This is a genomic window from Cryobacterium sp. M91, assembly GCF_002929615.1.
Taxonomy (GTDB): domain Bacteria; phylum Actinomycetota; class Actinomycetes; order Actinomycetales; family Microbacteriaceae; genus Cryobacterium; species Cryobacterium levicorallinum.
Genome location: NZ_PJJT01000086.1, coordinates 61,812 through 81,043, shown reverse-complemented (window position 1 = coordinate 81,043; position 19,232 = coordinate 61,812). Strand labels below are relative to the sequence as shown.

General features: G+C 65.5%; 16 protein-coding genes. 14 read left to right on the top strand and 2 right to left on the bottom strand.

The annotated features are described in order from the left end of the window. The first annotated feature begins 267 nt into the window (after positions 1 to 267). The 8 genes from CXY80_RS11565 (at position 268) to CXY80_RS11530 (ending at position 8,779) form a co-directional block, all read left to right on the top strand. Positions 268 to 1,293, top strand: a complete 1,026-nt coding sequence (locus CXY80_RS11565) for a TerC/Alx family metal homeostasis membrane protein (protein ID WP_092449257.1) — start codon at positions 268 to 270, stop codon at positions 1,291 to 1,293. A 35-nt stretch (positions 1,294 to 1,328) separates the two neighbouring features. Continuing rightward, positions 1,329 to 2,120, top strand: coding sequence for a PP2C family serine/threonine-protein phosphatase (locus tag CXY80_RS11560; RefSeq protein ID WP_104132682.1), 792 nt, complete (start codon positions 1,329 to 1,331; stop codon positions 2,118 to 2,120). Positions 2,121 to 2,271: 151 nt separating this feature from the next. Further along, positions 2,272 to 3,729, top strand: coding sequence for a 3-isopropylmalate dehydratase large subunit (leuC, locus tag CXY80_RS11555; protein WP_104132599.1), 1,458 nt, complete (start codon positions 2,272 to 2,274; stop codon positions 3,727 to 3,729). A gap of 5 nt (positions 3,730 to 3,734) precedes the next feature. Continuing rightward, positions 3,735 to 4,361 carry a 3-isopropylmalate dehydratase small subunit gene (gene leuD, locus CXY80_RS11550; RefSeq protein ID WP_104132598.1) on the top strand — a complete coding sequence of 209 codons (627 nt, stop codon included), beginning with the start codon at positions 3,735 to 3,737 and terminating at the stop codon, positions 4,359 to 4,361. A 161-nt stretch (positions 4,362 to 4,522) separates the two neighbouring features. Continuing rightward, on the top strand, positions 4,523 to 5,845 hold the full coding sequence (murA, locus tag CXY80_RS11545; protein WP_233195338.1) for a UDP-N-acetylglucosamine 1-carboxyvinyltransferase: 1,323 nt from the start codon (positions 4,523 to 4,525) through the stop codon (positions 5,843 to 5,845). Positions 5,846 to 5,870: 25 nt separating this feature from the next. Further along, positions 5,871 to 6,641 carry a 1-acyl-sn-glycerol-3-phosphate acyltransferase gene (locus tag CXY80_RS11540; RefSeq protein WP_233195304.1) on the top strand — a complete coding sequence of 257 codons (771 nt, stop codon included), beginning with the start codon at positions 5,871 to 5,873 and terminating at the stop codon, positions 6,639 to 6,641. Then, positions 6,631 to 7,782 carry an NAD(P)H-dependent glycerol-3-phosphate dehydrogenase gene (locus tag CXY80_RS11535; RefSeq protein WP_233195303.1) on the top strand — a complete coding sequence of 384 codons (1,152 nt, stop codon included), beginning with the start codon at positions 6,631 to 6,633 and terminating at the stop codon, positions 7,780 to 7,782. Before CXY80_RS11540 ends, CXY80_RS11535 begins: the two co-directional genes overlap by 11 nt. Beyond that, positions 7,682 to 8,779, top strand: a complete 1,098-nt coding sequence (locus tag CXY80_RS11530) for a D-alanine--D-alanine ligase family protein (RefSeq protein ID WP_104132597.1) — start codon at positions 7,682 to 7,684, stop codon at positions 8,777 to 8,779. The genes CXY80_RS11535 and CXY80_RS11530 overlap by 101 nt, the downstream gene beginning before the upstream one ends. Before the next feature lie 300 nt (positions 8,780 to 9,079). On the opposite strand, the gene CXY80_RS11525 is transcribed toward CXY80_RS11530, so the two are convergent. Then, complete coding sequence (locus CXY80_RS11525) at positions 9,080 to 9,604, bottom strand: DUF3515 family protein (RefSeq protein WP_104132596.1); 525 nt, start codon at positions 9,602 to 9,604, stop codon at positions 9,080 to 9,082. Between the two features lie 174 nt (positions 9,605 to 9,778). Here CXY80_RS11525 and thiL point away from each other — a divergent pair, with 174 nt between their 5' ends. After that, complete coding sequence (gene thiL / locus CXY80_RS11520) at positions 9,779 to 10,783, top strand: thiamine-phosphate kinase (protein WP_233195332.1); 1,005 nt, start codon at positions 9,779 to 9,781, stop codon at positions 10,781 to 10,783. A gap of 50 nt (positions 10,784 to 10,833) precedes the next feature. Here the strand turns inward: thiL and rsmD are convergent, their stop codons facing one another. Beyond that, complete coding sequence (gene rsmD / locus CXY80_RS11515) at positions 10,834 to 11,415, bottom strand: 16S rRNA (guanine(966)-N(2))-methyltransferase RsmD (protein ID WP_104132594.1); 582 nt, start codon at positions 11,413 to 11,415, stop codon at positions 10,834 to 10,836. 80 nt (positions 11,416 to 11,495) lie between these two features. On the opposite strand from rsmD, the gene CXY80_RS11510 reads away from it, so the two are divergent. The 5 genes from CXY80_RS11510 to CXY80_RS11490 all read left to right on the top strand — a co-directional run bounded on the left by CXY80_RS11510 (position 11,496) and on the right by CXY80_RS11490 (position 19,229). Next, complete coding sequence (locus CXY80_RS11510; protein WP_104132593.1) at positions 11,496 to 13,739, top strand: ATP-dependent DNA helicase RecG; 2,244 nt, start codon at positions 11,496 to 11,498, stop codon at positions 13,737 to 13,739. A 63-nt stretch (positions 13,740 to 13,802) separates the two neighbouring features. Further along, a complete protein-coding gene (gene coaD, locus CXY80_RS11505) occupies positions 13,803 to 14,291 on the top strand; it encodes a pantetheine-phosphate adenylyltransferase (protein ID WP_092449249.1) in 489 nt (162 codons plus the stop codon). A 134-nt stretch (positions 14,292 to 14,425) separates the two neighbouring features. Then, positions 14,426 to 15,475 carry a MoxR family ATPase gene (locus CXY80_RS11500; protein ID WP_092449421.1) on the top strand — a complete coding sequence of 350 codons (1,050 nt, stop codon included), beginning with the start codon at positions 14,426 to 14,428 and terminating at the stop codon, positions 15,473 to 15,475. A 3-nt stretch (positions 15,476 to 15,478) separates the two neighbouring features. Then, positions 15,479 to 16,855, top strand: coding sequence for a DUF58 domain-containing protein (locus CXY80_RS11495; protein ID WP_104132592.1), 1,377 nt, complete (start codon positions 15,479 to 15,481; stop codon positions 16,853 to 16,855). After that, positions 16,848 to 19,229, top strand: coding sequence for a DUF3488 and transglutaminase-like domain-containing protein (locus tag CXY80_RS11490; RefSeq protein WP_104132591.1), 2,382 nt, complete (start codon positions 16,848 to 16,850; stop codon positions 19,227 to 19,229). Before CXY80_RS11495 ends, CXY80_RS11490 begins: the two co-directional genes overlap by 8 nt. Positions 19,230 to 19,232: the final 3 nt, after the last annotated feature.

Genomic DNA, 19,232 nt, shown 5'->3' with positions numbered 1-19,232 from the left:
TCCATAGTCATAAGGTCCAACTATAGGTGGCGCCGCGGCGACCGGGGTCGAGTGCTGGGCGCGACCAGCGCACTGTTAGAATTCTGCAAGCGAAGGGGAGTATCCCTCTGGGCCCGATCGGGTCCTATGTCGCGATCGTCAATACGGGCCGCACTGGCGGGGCCCCGGTCGCGGTGGTATCGATGGGCTCCGAACGGATGCTTTCGGTGCGGGAGAGACTTTCGGGTTCTGTAACACCTGACTCCCGTCATTTCTTGAAAGGCCCCCGTGGAACTCGCTCTCCCTCTCTGGTTCGAAGCCGGATCCCTCGTCGTTCTGACCCTGATTTTGGTCGCCGACCTGCTCATCGTCTACAAGCGCCCGCACGTTCCGAGCATGCGAGAGGCCGGCCTGTGGGTCGGTTTCTATGTGGGACTCGCGCTGATCTTCGCGCTCCTGATGCTGGTGCTGGGCGACGCCGAACACGCCGGCCAATTCCTGGCCGGCTGGCTTACCGAGTACAGCCTGTCGATCGACAACCTGTTCGTCTTCGTGATCATCATGGCCCGGTTCTCGGTGCCGAGAAAGTACCAGCAGGAAGTGCTGATGGTGGGCATTATCATCGCCCTCGTGCTGCGTGGAATCTTCATTCTGCTCGGTGCCCAGCTGATCGAGAGTTACGCCTGGATCTTCTACATCTTCGGCGCGTTCTTGTTCTACACCGCGGTGAAGCAGGCGTTCTCGTCGGAGGAAGAAACCGAAGAGAAAGAAAACGGCGTCATCCGTTTGCTCCGTCGGCGCATTAGCATGTCCTCGGAATTCGACGGTTCCAAGGTGCGCACGCTGATCGACGGCAAGAAGGTCTTCACCCCGATGCTGATCGTGTTCATCGCGATCGGTACGACCGACCTCATCTTCGCGCTCGACTCCATTCCGGCGATCTTCGGCATCACCCAAAGCCCGTTCATCGTCTTCACGGCCAATCTCTTCGCCCTTATGGGCCTGCGGCAGCTGTACTTTTTGCTCGGCGGACTGCTCGAACGCCTCGAATACCTCAAGTACGGTATCGCCGTCATCCTCGGCTTCATCGGCGTCAAGCTCGTGCTGCACGCGATGCACACCAACGAGGTGTTCTTCATCAACGGCGGCGACCCCATGTTGTGGGCACCCGAGATCGACACCTGGACTTCGCTCGGCGTGATCATCGGTAGCATGGCCGTGGCAACGATTGCGAGCCTGATCAAGGCCCGTCACGATGCCCTCAAGCGTGGGCACACGCTCGCCGAAGAGATTTCGGTCAACGCTGGGGAATGATTGAACGAGGCCAGATGGCGGCGAACGGAGGATTCATGACTCTGAATCAACAGAGCACCATCGAATTTTCCAGCAGCACCGCCAGTCTCGTGTTCAGCGTGCGCAGCGAGGTGGGCAACGTACGCAAGGTAAATGAGGACAGCGTTCTCGCGCAGTCTCCGGTCTTTCTGGTGGCCGACGGCATGGGCGGACACGCCCAGGGTGACGTCGCCAGTCAGACCGTGCTGGGCGTGTTTGACGAGCACATCGCCCGCGACCTGCCGTCCACCCCGGAGCGCATTCTGGATGCCATCCACTCGTCGAACGATGCCGTGCGTGATCTCAGCGCTGAAGGCGACTCGGGCACCGCTGTGTCGGGAACGACCCTGGCCGGGATCGCGCTGGTCGATGCCGGCGACGAGGTCGGTTATCACTGGATGGCCTTCAACGTCGGAGATTCCCGGGTTTATACCTGGTCCGATGGCGTTTTGACCCAGTTGTCGATCGACCACTCCGCAGTGCAGGAGATGGTCGATGCCGGCCTGATTTCTCGAGCGGATGCCGAGAATCACCCGGAACGCAATGTCATCACCCGGGCCATCGGCGCCGACGAATTTGTCGACGCGGATGTCTGGCTGCTACCCGCTTCGGGGGAGCAGGCGTTCCTGATCTGCTCCGACGGGCTGACCAAGGAACTCGACGACGTGACGATTGCGCGGTTGCTGGCCACGGACATCCACTCGGCTGTTGACGGGCGCAGCATGGCCGACATTCTCGTCGATGCTGCGATCGAACACGGTGGACGTGACAACGTGAGCGTCGTCTACGTGGAGTCGACGGTCAGCTGAGCAGCGCGAACCGGGCCTGCGGGGGAGGTGTTACCCTGAATCCGTGGTGCTGAACCGACTTCTTATCTGCCGCGACGAGTCCCTGTACTGAGGCCTCCCTCGTCGCGGCGTTCGGCGTGGCTGCCATCGATTCGTGAGGAAGACGCTCAAAATGACCAACGTAATACCCACTTCGACCATTAGTTCCGACGCCGGCCTGCGCACGCTCGCCGAGAAGGTCTGGGACAAGCACCTCGTCACCAAGGGTGAAGACGGAACCCCCGACCTGATCTACATCGACCTGCACCTGCTGCACGAGGTGACCAGCCCGCAGGCCTTCGACGGACTGCGCCTGGCCAACCGGCCGCTGCGCCGGCCGGATCTGACCATCGCGACCGAAGACCACAACACACCCACGCTCGCGATCGACAAGCCCATCGCCGACCCGACCAGCCGCACCCAGATCGAGACGCTGCGTCGCAACTGCGCCGAATACGGGGTACGGTTGCACTCGCTTGGTGACATCGAGCAGGGCATCGTGCACGTCGTCGGCCCGCAGCTCGGCCTGACCCAGCCCGGCATCACCGTGGTCTGCGGCGATTCGCACACCTCCACCCACGGAGCCTTTGGAGCGATGGCGCTCGGCATCGGCACGAGCGAGGTCGAGCACGTCATGGCGACCCAGACGCTGCCGCTGAACCCGTTCAAGACTATGGCGATCACCGTCAACGGCGCACTGCGCACCGGGGTCACCGCGAAGGACATCATCCTCGCCGTGATCGCCAGGATCGGCACCGGCGGCGGAGCCGGCTACGTGCTCGAATACCGTGGCGAGGCCATTCGCGCTCTCTCCATGGATGGCCGCATGACCATCTGTAACATGTCGATCGAGGCCGGCGCCCGCGCCGGCATGGTCGCGCCCGACCAGGTCACCTATGACTACCTCAAGGGTCGCGCCCACGCACCGCGCGGCGCCGACTGGGACGCGGCCGTCGCGTACTGGCAGACCCTGGCCACCGACGAGGGTGCCAGCTTCGACGCCGAGGTCATCATCGACGCCAACGAGCTCGAACCCTTCGTGACCTGGGGTACCAACCCCGGCCAGGGCGTCTCGCTGAGCGGATCGGTGCCGAACCCCGCCGAAATCGTCGACGCCAATGAGCGCTCGGCGGCCGAGCGGGCCCTGGAATACATGGACCTGACGGCCGGAACGCTGATGAAGCAGATTCGGGTCGATACCGTCTTCCTCGGCTCCTGCACCAACAGCCGGATCGAAGACCTGCGGGCCGCCGCCGAGATCATCAAGGGCAAGAGCAAAGCGGAGGGACTGCGCATGATGGTCGTTCCTGGCTCGGCCCGGGTACGCATCGAGGCCGAAGCCGAAGGGCTTGACCAGATCTTTCTCGATTTCGGCGCCGAATGGCGTTTCGCTGGCTGCTCGATGTGCCTCGGCATGAACCCCGATCAGCTCGAACCCGGCGAACGCTGCGCGTCGACCAGTAACCGAAACTTTGAAGGACGACAGGGCAAGGGCGGGCGTACCCACCTGGTGTCGCCGCTCGTCGCGGCCGCCACGGCCATTCGCGGCACGCTCTCAAGCCCGTGGGACCTCGTTCAGGATGGAGACTAAGCAACATGCAGAAATTCACTACCGTCACCGGCATCGCGGTGCCGCTGCGCCGATCCAACGTGGACACTGACCAGATCATCCCGGCCGTGCACCTCAAGCGTGTCACGCGCACCGGCTTCGAAGACGCCCTGTTTGCAGCCTGGCGCCTCGACCCCGAATTCGTGATCAATAAGAAGGAGTACCAGGGCGGTCGGGTACTCATCGCCGGCGCCGATTTCGGCATCGGTTCCTCGCGGGAGCACGCCGTCTGGGCGCTGCGCGATTACGGCTTCGACGTAGTGCTCAGCCCCCGCTTCGGCGACATCTTTCGCGGCAACTCGGGCAAGCAGGGCTTGCTCGCCGGCCAGATCAGCGAAGCGGATGCTGAAACCCTGTGGAACCTGGTCGAGTGCGATCCGGGCGTGGAGTTGACCGTGGATCTGGTCAGTAAAATCGTGCGTGTCGGCGATCTGACGGTGAATTTTGAAATCGATGATTACACTAGATGGCGGCTGCTCGAAGGTCTGGATGACATCGGGCTGACCCTGCGTGACGAAGCGCGAATCAGTGAATTTGAAACCAAACGCGAATCCTGGTTGCCCCGCACCCTTCCCGCCCTTTCCCCCGAATCTTCCAGAATTAATTTGATGTAATTTGCATTTGCACTAATTTGCACCAGGACAGGTAACTTGTGAGCACTCTGCGCGAAACAGATCGTAGCGAAACCGACGAGGCGAAGAAGTTGAACGACGCTCGAAACCACGACGACGCGAATGAGCGGGGGAGCGCTGCGAACCACGGAGCATCCGTCGGCCTGACCGCTGACAAGATCACCATTCGAGGGGGAATTCCCCTGGTCGGCCGCATCGAGGTGAAGGGGGCGAAGAACCTCGTCACCAAGGCCATGGTCGCCGCCCTCCTCGGTGAGACCCCGAGCGTGCTCAAGGACGTTCCGAATATCAGCGATGTTCGGATCGTTCGCGGGCTGCTCGAGGTACACGGCGTCAAGGTCACCGAGGGCGACGAACCCGGAACCCTGGTCCTCGACCCGGTTGACGTGGAGAGCGCGCACTTCGCCGCGATCGACGCCCATGCCGGTTCCTCGCGCATCCCGATCCTGTTCTGCGGCCCGCTGCTGCATCGCCTCGGTGAAGCGTTCATCCCCGATCTCGGCGGCTGTCGCATCGGCGACCGCCCGATCGACTTTCACCTCGAGGTGCTGCGTAAGTTCGGTGCCGTCGTCGAGAAGCAGCCCAACGGCATCCGCATGTCGGCGCCGAACGGACTCAAGGGCGCCAAGCTCGAACTGCCCTATCCGAGCGTCGGAGCCACCGAGCAGGTGCTGCTCACCGCGGTGCGGGCCGACGGCATCACCGAGCTCAAGGGCGCGGCGATCGAGCCCGAGATCATGGATCTCATCAACATTCTGCAGAAGATGGGCGCCATCATCACGGTCGACACCGACCGGGTGATTCGCATCGAGGGCGTCGAACGCCTGCTCGGCTACAACCACCGCGCGCTGTTCGACCGCAACGAGGCCGCCAGCTGGGCTGCAGCGGCCCTCGCCACCGACGGAGACATCTTCGTCGGCGGCGCCCGCCAGCCCGAAATGATCACTTTCCTCAACGTGTTCCGCAAGGTCGGCGGCGCTTTCGATATCTGTGACGACGGCATCCGTTTCTATCACCCCGGCGGCGATTTGAAGCCCGTCATTATTGAAACGGATGTCCACCCCGGCTTCATGACGGACTGGCAGCAGCCGCTTGTCATCGCGCTGACCAAGGCTCACGGCACGTCGATCGTGCACGAAACCGTGTATGAGCAGCGCTTCGGCTTCGTCGACGCCCTCGTCGAAATGGGCGCGACCATTCAGATTCACAAGGAATGCCTCGGCGGCCATCCGTGCCGGTTCGGTCAGCGCAATTTCAACCATTCCGCCGTCATCACCGGACCGACCAAGCTGCACGGCGCCGATATCGTCGTACCCGACCTGCGCGGCGGCTTCAGCCACTTGATCGCAGCGCTCTCGGCCGACGGCACGTCCACGGTCAGCAACGTGGGAATCATCAGCCGAGGTTACGAAAACTTCATCGGCAAGCTGCGGCTTTTGGGGGCGGACTTCGATCTCGAAGGATAATAGGCGCGTGCCTGAAAATAACGACGTGCCCGCAACTCCCGAGTCGACTGCCAAAATTCGTTCGGAGAAGAGCAGCCCTTCGGCATTCTGGATTCTCGCCGGGTTGATTCTGCCGGTGATGAACCTCGCCGCCCGCTACGAGATTCTCGATGCCCACAAGTTTCCGCGGAGCGGCGCGTTCGTGTTCTCGCCGAACCACTACAGCGAGATCGACCCTGTGGTCATGGGGGTCGTGGCCTGGAAGCTGGGGCGGCTGCCTCGGTTTCTGGCGAAGGCATCCGTTTTCAAGATCCCGGTCATCGGCTGGGTGCTGACCAAATCGGGGCAGATTCCGGTGCAGCGCGGCGGATCGGTGCGCGGGAGTGAGCCGGTCAAGGCCGCCCAGCGACTGGCCGATAAGGGCCAGATCGTCGTGGTGTACCCGGAAGGGTCACTCACCCGTGACCCCGACCTGTGGCCGATGCGCGGCAAGACCGGCGCCGTGCGCATCGCGCTGGAACAGGGGATTCCGATCGTGCCGGCCGCGCACTGGGGCACGCAGCACCTGATGGAACGGTATTCCAAGAAGGTGCACCTGTTTCCGCGCAAGACCATCACAGTGAAGATCGGCGACCCGATCGACCTCGCGCAGTTTCGGGGACGCAGCCTCGACACGGCGACGCTCAACGAGGCGACCGCCGTCGTAATGCTCGCCATCACTGCGTTGCTGGAAGACTTGCGCGGCGAGAAAGCCCCGGTCAAACGATGGAATCCGGCGGAGCACAACCAGAAAGAGACCGGTCGTTTTGAAGCCTAGAACCCCCCAGCTGCCGAAGATTCAACCAGGCACCCGGGTGGCCGTGCTCGGCGCGGGCAGTTGGGGTACGACCTTCGCCAAAATTCTGACGGATAGCGGTGCCGATGTCGTTCTGTGGGCTCGCCGCCCCGAGTTGGCCCGGGAAATCTCCGAAGCGCGCCGCAACAGCGACTACCTGCCCGGGGTGAACCTGCCCGTCGGGCTGCGCGCCACGAGCCGTCTTGACCTGGCGCTGGCCGGAGCGGAAATGGTGTTCGTCTCGGTGCCCAGCCAGTCGCTGCGCGAAAACCTGAAGCAGGTTGAACCGTATTTGGCCGAGAACGCGATCATCATCTCGCTGATGAAGGGTGTCGAACGCGCAACCGGCATGCGCATGAGTTCGGTGATCGAAGAGGTGCTCCGCATCGACCCCGATCGCATCGCGGCGATCAGTGGTCCCAACCTCGCGCTGGAAATCGCCAAGGAACAGCCGACCGGCGCGGTCGTCTCCTCGGCGAGCTTGGAAACGGCGCAGGCCGTGGCCAAACTGGCAACCAACCGCTACTTCCGCTCCTACGTCAACACCGACGTCATCGGCACCGAGTTCGGCGGCGTGCTGAAAAACCTCATCGCGGTCGCCATCGGCATCGTCGACGGCGTCGGCTACGGCGAGAACACCAAGGCCTCGATCATCACGCGTGGTCTGGTCGAAATGACTGATTTCGCGGTCGCCTACGGCGCTCAGCCCGAGACTCTGGCCGGACTGGCTGGCCTCGGTGACCTCATAGCCACCTGTCAGTCGCCGCTGTCGCGCAACAACACAGCGGGCCGGCTGCTCGGCCAGGGTTACAGCATTAACGACGTCGTCAAGCAGATGCAGCAGACCACCGAAGGCCTCGCCTCGGTCAAGCCGATTCTGGAACTCGCACGCGCCAAGGGCGTCGAGATGCCCATCGTCGAACAGGTACGTCAGGTACTCGACGGCACGCTCAATCCCCGCGACATTGCGCCGCACCTCACAACTGACTCCGGCGAACCGCAGGGCGAAAGGACACTTGACGATGGACAAGCTCACGGTGGTGCTTCTCTTTGGGGGGCGTTCCAGCGAACACTCGATCAGCTGCGCCACGGCGGGAGGGGTGCTGGCAGCCCTCGACCCTGATGCGTACACCGTCATCCCGGTCGGAATCACCCGGGACGGTGCCTTTGTGCTCGAAGAAAACGACCCCGCCAAGTTTGCCCTCAACGCCTCAGCGCTGCCTGTCGTTGCGGACAACGGCACCCGCGTGCGGTGGCCGGAGAGCGCGTCCAGCCGGGAATTGACTGTCGTCGACGCGTCCGGTGAGCGAACGCTTGGCCCGGTCGACCTTATATTCCCGATTTTGCATGGACCGTTCGGTGAGGACGGCACCATCCAGGGCATGCTCGATCTGCTCGGCCTGCCCTACGTCGGGTCGGGAGTTCTCGCATCCGCTTTGGGCATGGACAAACACTTCGCCAAGACCGTCTTTCAACAGGCTACCCTGCCCGTTGCGCCGTGGCGCACCATCACAGCGGATGACTGGGTAACGGCTCCCGGTTTGGCCTATGCGGCCCTGGAACAGCTCGGCCTGCCCGCGTTTGTGAAGCCGGCGCGGGCCGGATCGAGCGTCGGCGTCAGCCGGGTGTCGACCCCGGACCAACTGACCGAGGCCATGACGGTCGGGCTCGCCGAAGACAACAAGGTGCTGATTGAATCCGGGCTGGTCGGCCGGGAGCTCGAGATTGCGGTACTGCAAGGGCGCCCGGGGGAACCGACCCGCGCCTCCACGGCCGGCGAAGTAGTGGTGACCGGCCGGGACTTCTACGATTTTGCCGCGAAGTATCTCGACGCGCCCGGCGTCGACCTGGTCTGCCCGGCGCCGCTGGCACCCGAGGAACTGGCCGAGGTACAGCGGCTGGCCATTGCCGCGTTCGAGGCGATCGGCGGCGCCGGCCTGGCCCGCGTGGACTTCTTTCTCACCGCGACCGGCTGGGTGATCAACGAGATCAACACCATGCCCGGGTTCACGAGCATCTCGATGTTCCCGAGCTGCTGGCTGGCCAGCGGCTACACCTATCCCAAGCTGATCGACGAACTCATCGCTGTGGCCATAGCCCACGCCCGCCACGGCTCCTGACCCGCCGACTCCGTCGGCATCCGTCGGCATCCGTCGTATTAGGCTGCTTGCGCGGGAGTTGTGGCCTGGCCAGAACTCCCGCGCAGTTCGCCGCGCGGGAACTGCGCCAGTACGCGGGAGTTGGGCATCCCGCGCAGCGGCGCAACTCCCGCGCAGCGCGAAGTGAAGGCAACCAACCCGCCGCCGCGCTCGGAGCAGAGCCATCCAGACGTCGTATTTAGCCGCTTTGCACTTAAGCTGGCCATCGACCAGCGCGACCCGGTCTGCGGTACGCGGCTTCGCGAGACCTCCGCTCAGAGGCTAGGGTGCGCTCGTGGCTCCATCAGTCGGGAGATCCAGATCTTCCGCGCCGACGCACGCACCAGTCGCCGGCACGTATCCGACCGCGTTGGACACGTCGATGAGCGTCGTCGACCCGCTCACCCGTTCAGAGTCGATCACGATTTCGATGGCCGGATCGCGACCATACGTCGTGTACCGGTAGGTCGGGGCGTCGGAGTCGTCTTCGATCCAATCGATGCCGTTGATGTTCAGGCACGGCAGCGTCGTGGGTTCCGGCACCGTCACGCCACAGTGCAGCAGCACCGCGGCCGGGTCACCCCAGGCGCCGGTCGCCTGCGCATTCGTTTCGCGGGCCGCCTCATCGGCGACGCTGGATGGCAGGTGCACGATGACGTCGGCACAGGCCACGTTGGTGGCATCGGGGGCCGGCGTCAACGGCACGACAGCGGCGCAACCGGCCAGCAGCAGCGAGCTCGCGAGCACGCTGAAGACGGCGACGGAACGTACGGGAATTGAGCGCAGGAGCAGGAATGGGTGAGGCATCGCATTAAGGCTACCGTTTCTTACATGACGACTTCTGCAGATGCCCCGCGTCCCGCCCCTGCGACGCCATCCCGACTGGCCTCGGCAGCGCCAGTTTCAGCATCGCAATCGCCCAAAATTTCCGTGCCGGAGTCGGCTGCGTCTGCAGCGGTCAACCCGTCGCGTGCGCCCGAGCTGAAGGCATCCGCTTCGGAAACGCTCGCCGATCTCAGCGAAGGCGCCGTGCTCGCACGAATCTTTCCCCGGCTGCCGACCGCGGCAGCCGAACTGCTCGGCCCCGGCGACGACGCGGCGGTCATCTCGGCGTCCGACGGACGATTCGTCGTCACCACCGACATGATGATTCAGGGTCCCGACTTTCGCCTGGCCTGGTCGACACCGCACGATCTCGGTTGGAAAGCTGCAGCGACCAATCTTTCCGATGTTGCCGCCATGGGCGCTCGCCCGACCGCCCTGGTCGTTGCGATCGCGGCTCCGCCATCGACACCGGTGTCGGTGCTCGAGGGCATCGCTGACGGGCTGCGAGACTGCTGCGAGGCGCTCGCCCCCGGCTGCGGCGTGGTCGGCGGCGACCTGTCGGCGTCCGACGCGCTGACCCTCGCTGTGACGGCGTTCGGCGACCTCGAAGGGCGCGCGCCCGTCGTGCGCTCGGGCGCGCGCCCAGGCGACACAGTGGCGCTCTCCGGGCGGCTCGGCGACGCCGGCGTTGGCCTCGAGCTGCTGTTCCGCCTCGGCGTCGACGACAACGGAGTGCCCAACCTCGCTCGCGCCAATGCGCTCAAGCTCACGCACCCGGCCGAGGTCGCCGCCCAGCTGACTCCCGTGCCGCCCATTACGAGCGGTCCGATCGCTGCCGTGGCTGGCGCTACCGCCATGCTCGATGTCTCTGACGGCCTCGCTATCGACGCCGGACGCATCGCCCGGGCCAGTGGTGTGGCCATCGACTTCGATTCCGCCTGCCTCGGCGATCGCATCGAGGTCGCTCTCGGCGGCGGCGAAGACCACGGATTGCTGGCCACCTTCGGGCCAGACACGGCACTGCCGCGCGGTTTTCGCCGCCTCGGAATCGTCACCGCGGCATCCATTGCGCTCCCGGCCGGCTCGATCACCGTCGACGGGGCGCCGCACGACCAGGGTGGCTGGGACCCTTATCGCGGCTGGGACGGTTCCGCCGGCTAGATCGACTGTGACGGCGCCCGGTACGAGAATCGTGCTGGCCGTCGCTCGAACTACGGCGCAGGCTGCTCGACGGGCGACGCGTACCAGACGGTCGTATCGCCATAGTCTTTGCGGCGTTCAAGCTCGAGTCCCGTACCCCACTCCGGCTCGGGCGAGCGTGAGCTGCGCTCGAGTACCACGAGCGCGTCGTCGGCCAACAACGGGGCGAGCGCGCTCAAGTTGTGGCCCAGCTCAATCTCACTGAGGTCATACGGAGGGTCGATGAACACGACGTCGAAGCCCTCTTTCGTAGCGGCTAAGAATGACTGGACCGCCTGCGAGGAAACCGCAATCTTCAGGTCGGTGCCCTTCGGTGCAGACCGCTGTACGGCCTCGCCGTTCTTGCGACACATGGCCGCCGCGCCGTAGCCGTTCTCGACCAGCGTCACCACTCGCGCTCCGCGACTGGCAGCCTCGAGGCCCAGGGCGCCCGACCCAGCGTACAAATCCAGCACACGCATGCCGTAGACGGCGTCCCGCGAGTCGAGGGCCGAGAAAATAGCTTCCCGTACGCGATCACTCGTGGGCCGCGTGCCCGACTTGGGAACGGCCAGGGTCAAAGAGCCGGCAAACCCGGAAATAATTCGCGTCATAACCCTCCCGAGCCTAGCCGCAGCCGTTCCCGTGTGGCCGCACACGACGCAATGTCGGAGGCCCGGTTTACCATGGAACCATGACCGGTTCGAGTGCTGCCCATGGCCCCGAATTCGATGGTGCTTCTCTGCCGGCGCCCGAGCTCAAACCGCTCACCCTCGACACCACCCTCAAGATCGCCCTCGGCCCGGCCAGGGCTACCGCGCTGCGCAAGGCCTTCGCCATGGAGACCGTCGGTGACCTGCTGAGCCATTACCCGCGCGACTACGCCGACCGCGAGGTACTCCGGCCCCTGAATCAGGTCACGCCCGGAGCCAACATCACCGTCATCGCCGATATCGTTTCGGTGCGAGAACGTCGCATGTCGTCTAAGCCGGGCACGATCGTTGAGGTGGTAATTTCTGACGGCGGGGGCGAGTTCACCCTCACGTTTTTCGGTAAGAAGAGCCAACAGTGGCGGCTTGACCAATTACGTCCCGGTCTGCGTGGCAGTTTCTCGGGCAAGGTGGGCAGGTATCAGGGCCAGAGCCAGCTGGCGAACCCGGCGTACAAGACCTTTGAGAGTGAAGAAGAAGAGGCCCGCGACGATCCGTCCGTTCGGCTGAGGCACAAGCCGCTCATTCCGATCTACGCGGCAACGGCTTCGGAGACCAGCTGGAGTCTGCAGACCATGATCGACCTTGTCCTGCGGCGTATGGACACTTTGCCCGACCCTGTTCCCGACGATCTGCGGGCCGAACACGGCCTGCTGACCCACACCGAGGCCATCCGCTGGATCCACAGCCCCGACAATCCGGCCGAATGGATGGCCGCACAAAACACCCTTCGGTTCACCGAGGCCTGGGTGCTGCAGTGCGCCCTGATGCAGCGGCACAGCCTGGCCAGGGAGCGTCGCACCCGCCCGCGGGTACCAACGCCCGGTGGGTACCTCGAACGTTTTGACGCCGCGCTGCCGTTCGTGCTCACGGTCGACCAAGAGATCTGCGCGGTCGAGATCGCAGGCGACATGTCCCAGTCCGGCCCGATGAACCGCCTGCTGCAGGGCGAGGTCGGTTCGGGCAAGACCGTGGTCGCGCTTCGGGCAATGCTCGCCGTGGCCGACAGTGGTGGCCAAACGGCTCTGTTGGCCCCGACCGAGGTGCTGGCCGGGCAACATCTGCGGTCGATTACGACCCTGCTCGGCCCCGATCTCGCGGCCGAACTCATGCCGACCCTGCTCACCGGCAAACTTCCAGTCGCGCAGAAGCGCAAGGCCCTGTTGCGCACAGTGTCCGGCCAGTCCCGCATCGTGATCGGCACCCACGCGCTACTCAGCGACACCGTGACGTTTTTCGACCTTGGGCTGATCGTGATTGACGAACAGCACCGATTCGGCGTCGAGCAGCGGGAAACCCTGCGGTTGAAGGGCGCCGAGCCACCGCACGTTCTCGTCATGACGGCCACTCCGATTCCCCGCACCATTGCCATGACGGTGTTCGGCGACCTCGACGTGAGTACCATCCGCATTTTGCCGGCCGGGCGCCAGGGCATCACGAGCATCGTCGTGCCGCTGGCCGATCACCCAGACTGGTTCCAGCGCATCTGGACCAAGCTCGCCGAAGAGCTCGCTTTGGGTCGACAGGGATTCGTGGTCTGCCCGGCAATTTCGCCCGCCGAGGTTGAAGAAGACGCCGAACTGGCACCCGCGTCTGAGGACGACAAGAAGACTCCGCTCGCCAACGTTGAGACCGTGCACGAGAGGCTGCGTGGATTTGCGCCCCTGGCCGGGTACCGCATCGAGGCCCTGCACGGGCGCATGACGAGCGAGGAAAAGGATCGCATCATGCAATCCTTTGCCGCCGGTGAGATCGACGTTCTCGTCGCGACGACCGTCATCGAGGTGGGCGTTGACGTGCCCAACGCTTCGGCCATGGTCGTGCTCGACGCTGAACGCTTCGGCGTCTCCCAACTGCACCAGCTGCGCGGTCGGGTCGGACGTGGCGGCGTGCCCGGGCTGTGCCTGTTGGTCACCAACTCCCGCACCGGCTCGCCCTCCCGCCAGCGCATCGGTGACGTCGCCGCGACCCTCGACGGTTTTCGGCTCGCCGAACTCGACCTGGCGCTCCGCCGGGAAGGTAATGTGCTCGGCGATATGCAATCCGGCGAGGGAACGTCCCTGCGTTTTCTTCGGGTGGCCGAGGACGGCGACCTGATTGCCGAGGCGCGACAAGCCGCCTTCCATCTCGTTTCGGGGGATCCGGGCATCCGCACCAACCCGGCCCTGCGCGACGCGATTGCCCGTCGACTAAACGAATCCGAGCGCACCTGGCTCGTGAAAGGCTGAATATGCCCACTGAAGCGCACGACCAGGCAGCACACCGTCAGTCTCTGGCAGTAGGGTGTGAGCATGCGCAGGATCGCCGTTGTCCCTGGATCATTTGACCCCGTCACACTGGGCCACTTGGACGTGATCAATCGCGCGGCCGGCCTGTTTGACGAGCTGCATGTGCTTGTGGTGCACAACCCCGACAAATCGGCCCTGTTGCCGATCAGTCAGCGCGTGTCGCTGCTGGAACAGGCCATCAAAGAAGCCGGACTCCCCACCAACATCGTGGTCGCCAGCTGGAGTATGGGCTTGCTCGTCGACTACTGCATGGATGTCGGCGCCAGCGTGCTGGTGAAAGGCATCCGCTCTCAGGTGGATGTGGCTTATGAGACGCCGATGGCGATTGTCAATCGCAACTTGGCCGCAGTGGAGACGGTCTTCCTCTTGCCGGATCCGGCCAACGCCCACGTCTCCAGCTCGCTGGTCCGTCAGGTGGCCGGCCTCGGCGGCGACGTCTCGCCGTATGTGCCGCGGGCCGTGGCGCAGTATCTGGAGCGGTCGCGGGTATGAACCGCCAGCCGGCTCGCTCCTCTGAGGACTTAGCGTCGGTTCCGCCAGCCGACACCGCTCAGCTCCGGACTGCGCCGTTCACCACCGAGTCGGGCGTTGACCTCACCGAGCTTCAGGCCGCCGGGCGCGCGATCATGCGCAACGTCGAGACGGTCATCGACGGCAAGCACGAGGCCGTGCAGATCGCCCTGACCGTGCTGCTGGCCGAGGGACACCTGCTGATCGAGGACGTTCCCGGTGTGGGTAAGACCATGCTCGCCAAGGCGCTGGCTCGTTCCGTGGACTGCACGGTCGGGCGAATCCAATTCACGCCCGACCTGCTGCCCTCGGACGTGACCGGCGTCTCGGTGTTCAACCAGGCCGAACGTCGCTTCGAATTCAAGCCAGGGCCGGTGTTCGCCAACATCGTCATCGGTGATGAAATCAACCGGGCGAGCCCAAAGACGCAGTCGGCGCTGCTGGAATCGATGGAGGAACGCCAGGTCACCGTCGACGGCGTCACCTACCCGCTCGCGCTGCCGTTCACCGTGATCGCCACCCAGAATCCGATCGAGATGGAGGGCACCTATGCCCTCCCGGAGGCTCAGCGGGACCGATTCATGGCGCGCATCTCCATGGGGTACCCCGACATCGGGTCCGAGCTCGCCATGCTCGACTCGCGGGATACCAACAGCCCGCTCGCGCTGATCTCCGCTGTTGTTTCGGGGCAGATCCTGCGCGACATGATGCACACCGCCCGAGCAGTATTCGCCTCCGGCGCCGTGAAGGAATATGCCGTCAATCTGGTGCGCGCCACACGCGATGATCGGGACCTGCGCCTCGGGGCCAGCCCGCGGGCGACCCTGCAGCTCATTCGCGCGGCCAAGGCACAGGCCGCCCTGAACGGACGAGACTACGTGCTGCCCGACGACATCGACTCCCTGGCCGTGGCGGTGCTCGGCCACCGGCTGGTTCCGACCAGCCGCGCCCTCGGCCACCACCACCAGGACAGCGGCCCCGTCATCGACGACATCGTGCGCCGAATCCTGGGCGACACTCCCGTTCCGGTGGGAGCTGCTGCGTTCGCTGTCCCGGCATCCGCTGTACCCAAAACGGCCGTGCTGGCATCGGGGCGGTCAGGGCCGGTGCTGCCGGCCGTACGCGGGATTCCAGCCAAACCGGTCGGTTCCACCGGACAGCCCTAGCTCATGGCCGCGCGCGGGGCAGGTGGTTCGGAGCGGTCGGCTTGGCTGCAGCGGCTCACCGCTGGGTTGACCTCCCGGCTCACCCGGCGCGGCGGTGTCTGTCTGATGGTCGGAGCCGTGATCTTCGCCAACGCGGTCGTCGTGAACAGCCGGGATCTGCTGTTCGTGGCCAGCATGCTCATCGTGGCGCCGCTCATCGCGGTCGGCTATGTGTCCGTGCGACCGGCGCGGGTGGAAGTGACCCGCACCTTCCGGCCGCCGATCCTGTCGGCCGGCGGCGAGAGCGTCGTGTCGCTGCATCTGCGCAACCTCTCGGCGCGGCCGTTGAGCGGCGCCCGCTGGGCCGATACCCCATCGCCCGGTATTACTACGCCGCCCGCCGCCATCCTGCCGCTGGTGAGTCGGCGAGGCGCGCCCGGTGACAGCGTGCGGCTGGAATACGCACTCTCGCCGCGTCAGCGCGGTGTCTACGCGGTGGGACCCCTCGGGGTGTCCCGTCACGACCCGTTCGGCTTCGCGCACGGCCTACGTCTGTTCGGTGAGCCGCATGACCTGATCGTCACACCGCGGGTCATGCTCCTTCCCGGCGGGGGACTGGCCCAGACCAGCAATGACGGTTCGATTCGGGAACTGCTGCGCCAGGCCATCCAAACCTCCGACGAACTCATCGCTCGTGAGTACCGGCCCGGGGATGCTCTGCGCCGCGTGAACTGGCCGGCCACAGCGCGGCACGGCGAAATCATGGTGCGGCAGGAGGAACAGCGCAGCAATCCTGAGGCCCGCATTGTGCTCGATACCACCCTGGCCGGTGCCGCCGGCCTGGGTCCCGGTCGGGTACCGCCGCATCTCGTGGCCGCATTCGAACTCGAGGTCGAGCTGGCGGCATCCGTTGGGGTGCACCTGATAGACGCGGGCTACCGGCTCGAAGTCATCGAACTCGGCGCGAGCCAGCTGGTGCCGGGCGGCGAACAGACGCTCGGTGGGCTGCACGGCGACGTGCCGGCCAGTTATCGTGCCCTCGGCGGCGATCGGGCCCTGTTGGAGGGCCTAGCGAGCGTCGTTCCGGTGCCGTGGCCAAGTCGCAGCGCGCGCCTGGCGGCGTCACGACGAGTGCCGGTGCGTGCGGCCCTGCGCGGCGCAGAGTCGTCGCTGCCGACCTTTGCACTGTTGGTCAGCCTGTCTGAAGCGGATGTCGACGACCTCGTCGCCCTCGCCCGTCACTGCGATCCCGCCATTACGTTCGTGCAACGCACCGTCGTCGCTGTCGCCCGCGAACGGCTGCAGGAAGCCGGCTGGCGCTGCCTGGAGGTCGCGAGCATCGATGACCTCGAAACCGTGTGGAACGACGTGAATCGGGAGCGAGGCCCCGTTCATGACTAGCCTGGCGACGAAGCCGGTCGCTCTGCGCGGAGTCACCCCAGCCCAACCCCGACCGCGTGCCCGGCGGGGCGGTCGAGGTGCCGCCCGCTGGCCGCTGGCCCTGACCCAGCTCGTGCTGGTGCTCGTGTGCTGTGCGGCACTGGGCCCCCTGCTGCGGGGCACCGCCTGGTGGTGGGTCTGTGCAGTGGTCGCCAGCGCCGTGCTGCTGGGTTCTTCCGTATTCGGCCGTCTCGGCCTGCCGAGGGCCGTCGTTCCGTTGGCGAACACGGTGGTGTTGCTGGGCGCTCTGACGCTGCTGTTCGGCGGCGGATCCGGCCTGTTCTGGCTCATTCCGACACCACAAACGGTGGGCACGTTCAGCGGATTGATTGCCGCAGGGGGAGAGTCAGTTGCCCAGCAGAGCACGCCGGCGGCGGTGACCGTCGGCATCCTCTTTCTGCTCGCCGGCGGAACGGGACTGATCGCTATTCTGATGGACCTGCTCGCCGTGACCCTGCGCCTGCCGGCCGTCGGCGCGGCTGTGGCGCTCGTGCCGCTGCTGATTCCGGGCTTCATCATCGAGGACGGTGCCGATCTCGCCGCACTCGTGGCGGCGGCCGCCGCCTTTCTGCTGCTGCTGCGGGTGGACGTCTACGTTGGCCGCGTGCGGGAAGCCCGGCATGCACCGGCCGGACCGCACGCGCCCCGCGCCTTTCGGTCGGATCGGCCACGCGGGCCCGGACCGATGAGCGGCTCCATCGTGGTGGCATCGTTGACCATCGTGGGCGCCCTGATTCTGAGCACGGTCGCCCCGGCCTTCACTGTCGGGGGACTGGTCGCCTCCCGGTCCGGCGGTTTGCTGTTCGGCAGCGGCGTCAGCCCGATGATCAACCTGGGGCAGGATCTGCGTCGGCCCAAGGCCGGTCCGGCCTTCCATTACACCTCGACCGGCACCGAGCAGCCCTATTTCACACTACTGACCCTCGACGAAGTGATCGGCCTGAATTGGACGGCGCGCATCGACGCAGCCGACGTGCAAAACACCGTCGATCGCATTCCGCGACCCTTCGGTCTCGACGCCAACGTGGAGACCGCCCCGGCATCGACCACGGTCGTCATCGACGGCGTCACCAGCCGATGGCTGCCAGCGCCGGCCCGTGCCACGAGCATCGACGGGCTGAGCGGCCGATGGTATTGGGATAGCCGCACCCGGGCGATTACCAGTCGTTCCTCGAACACCGTCGGCCAGGAATACACGGTGTCGGCGTTGGAGCTCAAGCCAACGGCCTTGCAACTGCGCAGTTCGAGCACGAACTTTCCGGCGAGCGTGCAGGGCAACCTGCAACTGCCGGTAGACTCGCCGCCCATCATCGAGGAGACGGCCCGGCGAGTCTCAGCCGACACCACGTCGAACTATGACGCGGCGGTCGCCATGCAAAAGTACCTGCGCAGCAGCGTTTTCGCCTACGACACCGATGCCCCGGTCGAGGACGGCTACGACGGCGGCGGCGTCGACGTGATCGGGCAGTTTCTAGAAGCCAAGCGCGGCTACTGCGTGCACTTCGCCGCCACCATGGCCGCGATGGCCCGCACCCTCGGCATTCCCTCGCGGGTGTCGCTCGGCTATCTGCCCGGCGTCAAGTCGCAGGATCTCGAACAGGGGCTGGGCCGCTACAACGTTGATTCGCACGACCTGCACGCCTGGCCGGAACTGTACTTCGTCGGCATCGGCTGGGTGAAATTTGAGCCGACGCCTGGCCGGGGCATCGTGCCCAACTACGAGCAGGCCGAGGATACCGGCACGCCGTCGACCGAGCCCGGTGCGCCCGGCTCCACGAACGCACCAGGCCTGAGCCCCGATCGGCTCGCCGACGATTCCGCCCTGGAACGCGGCGCGTCGGCGCAAACCGGCGACGCCGGTAACCGGCTCGGCATCGTCGGATTCAGCGCACTGGGTCTGCTCCTGCTTCTGGTTCCGGGTGCGGCGAGACGGATGCTGCGGCGCTGGCGGGTGCGCCGCATCCGCTCCAAAAATGCCGGCGCGAGCCTCGCCTGGCTCGAAGTGCAGCACACCAGTCTCGATCTCGGGGTGCCTGTGCGCGTCACCGAGACGCCGCGCGCGTTCGCCGTGCGCCTGGAGCGGCTCGGCCCCCTCGACCCGGCGTCGGCGGCAGCGCTCGAACGAGTGCTGCTGGCGGTGGAACGGTCCCGGTTTGACCGATCGTCGGGCCAAGCGGAAACCCTCGTCGACGATCTGGCCCTGGTGGTGCGCGGGCTGCACGTCGGCGCGAGTGTCGGCATCCGTTTGCGAGCCCTGTTTGCGCCGCGATCGCTGTTCACCGTGCTGGGAGCGGTGCTGCGCGGGGAACGTCGAGCCGCCCCGATCGGCCCCTGAACG

Coding starts and splice junctions, on each gene's coding strand:
- CXY80_RS11495 (WP_104132592.1), top strand. CDS start 15,479: ATGGCCGCGCGCGGGGCAGGTGGTTCGGAGCGGTCGGCTTGGCTGCAG.
- CXY80_RS11560 (WP_104132682.1), top strand. CDS start 1,329: ATGACTCTGAATCAACAGAGCACCATCGAATTTTCCAGCAGCACCGCC.
- rsmD (WP_104132594.1), bottom strand. CDS start 11,415: ATGACGCGAATTATTTCCGGGTTTGCCGGCTCTTTGACCCTGGCCGTT.
- CXY80_RS11490 (WP_104132591.1), top strand. CDS start 16,848: ATGACTAGCCTGGCGACGAAGCCGGTCGCTCTGCGCGGAGTCACCCCA.
- coaD (WP_092449249.1), top strand. CDS start 13,803: ATGCGCAGGATCGCCGTTGTCCCTGGATCATTTGACCCCGTCACACTG.
- CXY80_RS11510 (WP_104132593.1), top strand. CDS start 11,496: ATGACCGGTTCGAGTGCTGCCCATGGCCCCGAATTCGATGGTGCTTCT.
- leuD (WP_104132598.1), top strand. CDS start 3,735: ATGCAGAAATTCACTACCGTCACCGGCATCGCGGTGCCGCTGCGCCGA.
- CXY80_RS11500 (WP_092449421.1), top strand. CDS start 14,426: ATGCGCAACGTCGAGACGGTCATCGACGGCAAGCACGAGGCCGTGCAG.
- leuC (WP_104132599.1), top strand. CDS start 2,272: ATGACCAACGTAATACCCACTTCGACCATTAGTTCCGACGCCGGCCTG.
- CXY80_RS11525 (WP_104132596.1), bottom strand. CDS start 9,604: ATGCCTCACCCATTCCTGCTCCTGCGCTCAATTCCCGTACGTTCCGTC.
- CXY80_RS11530 (WP_104132597.1), top strand. CDS start 7,682: ATGGACAAGCTCACGGTGGTGCTTCTCTTTGGGGGGCGTTCCAGCGAA.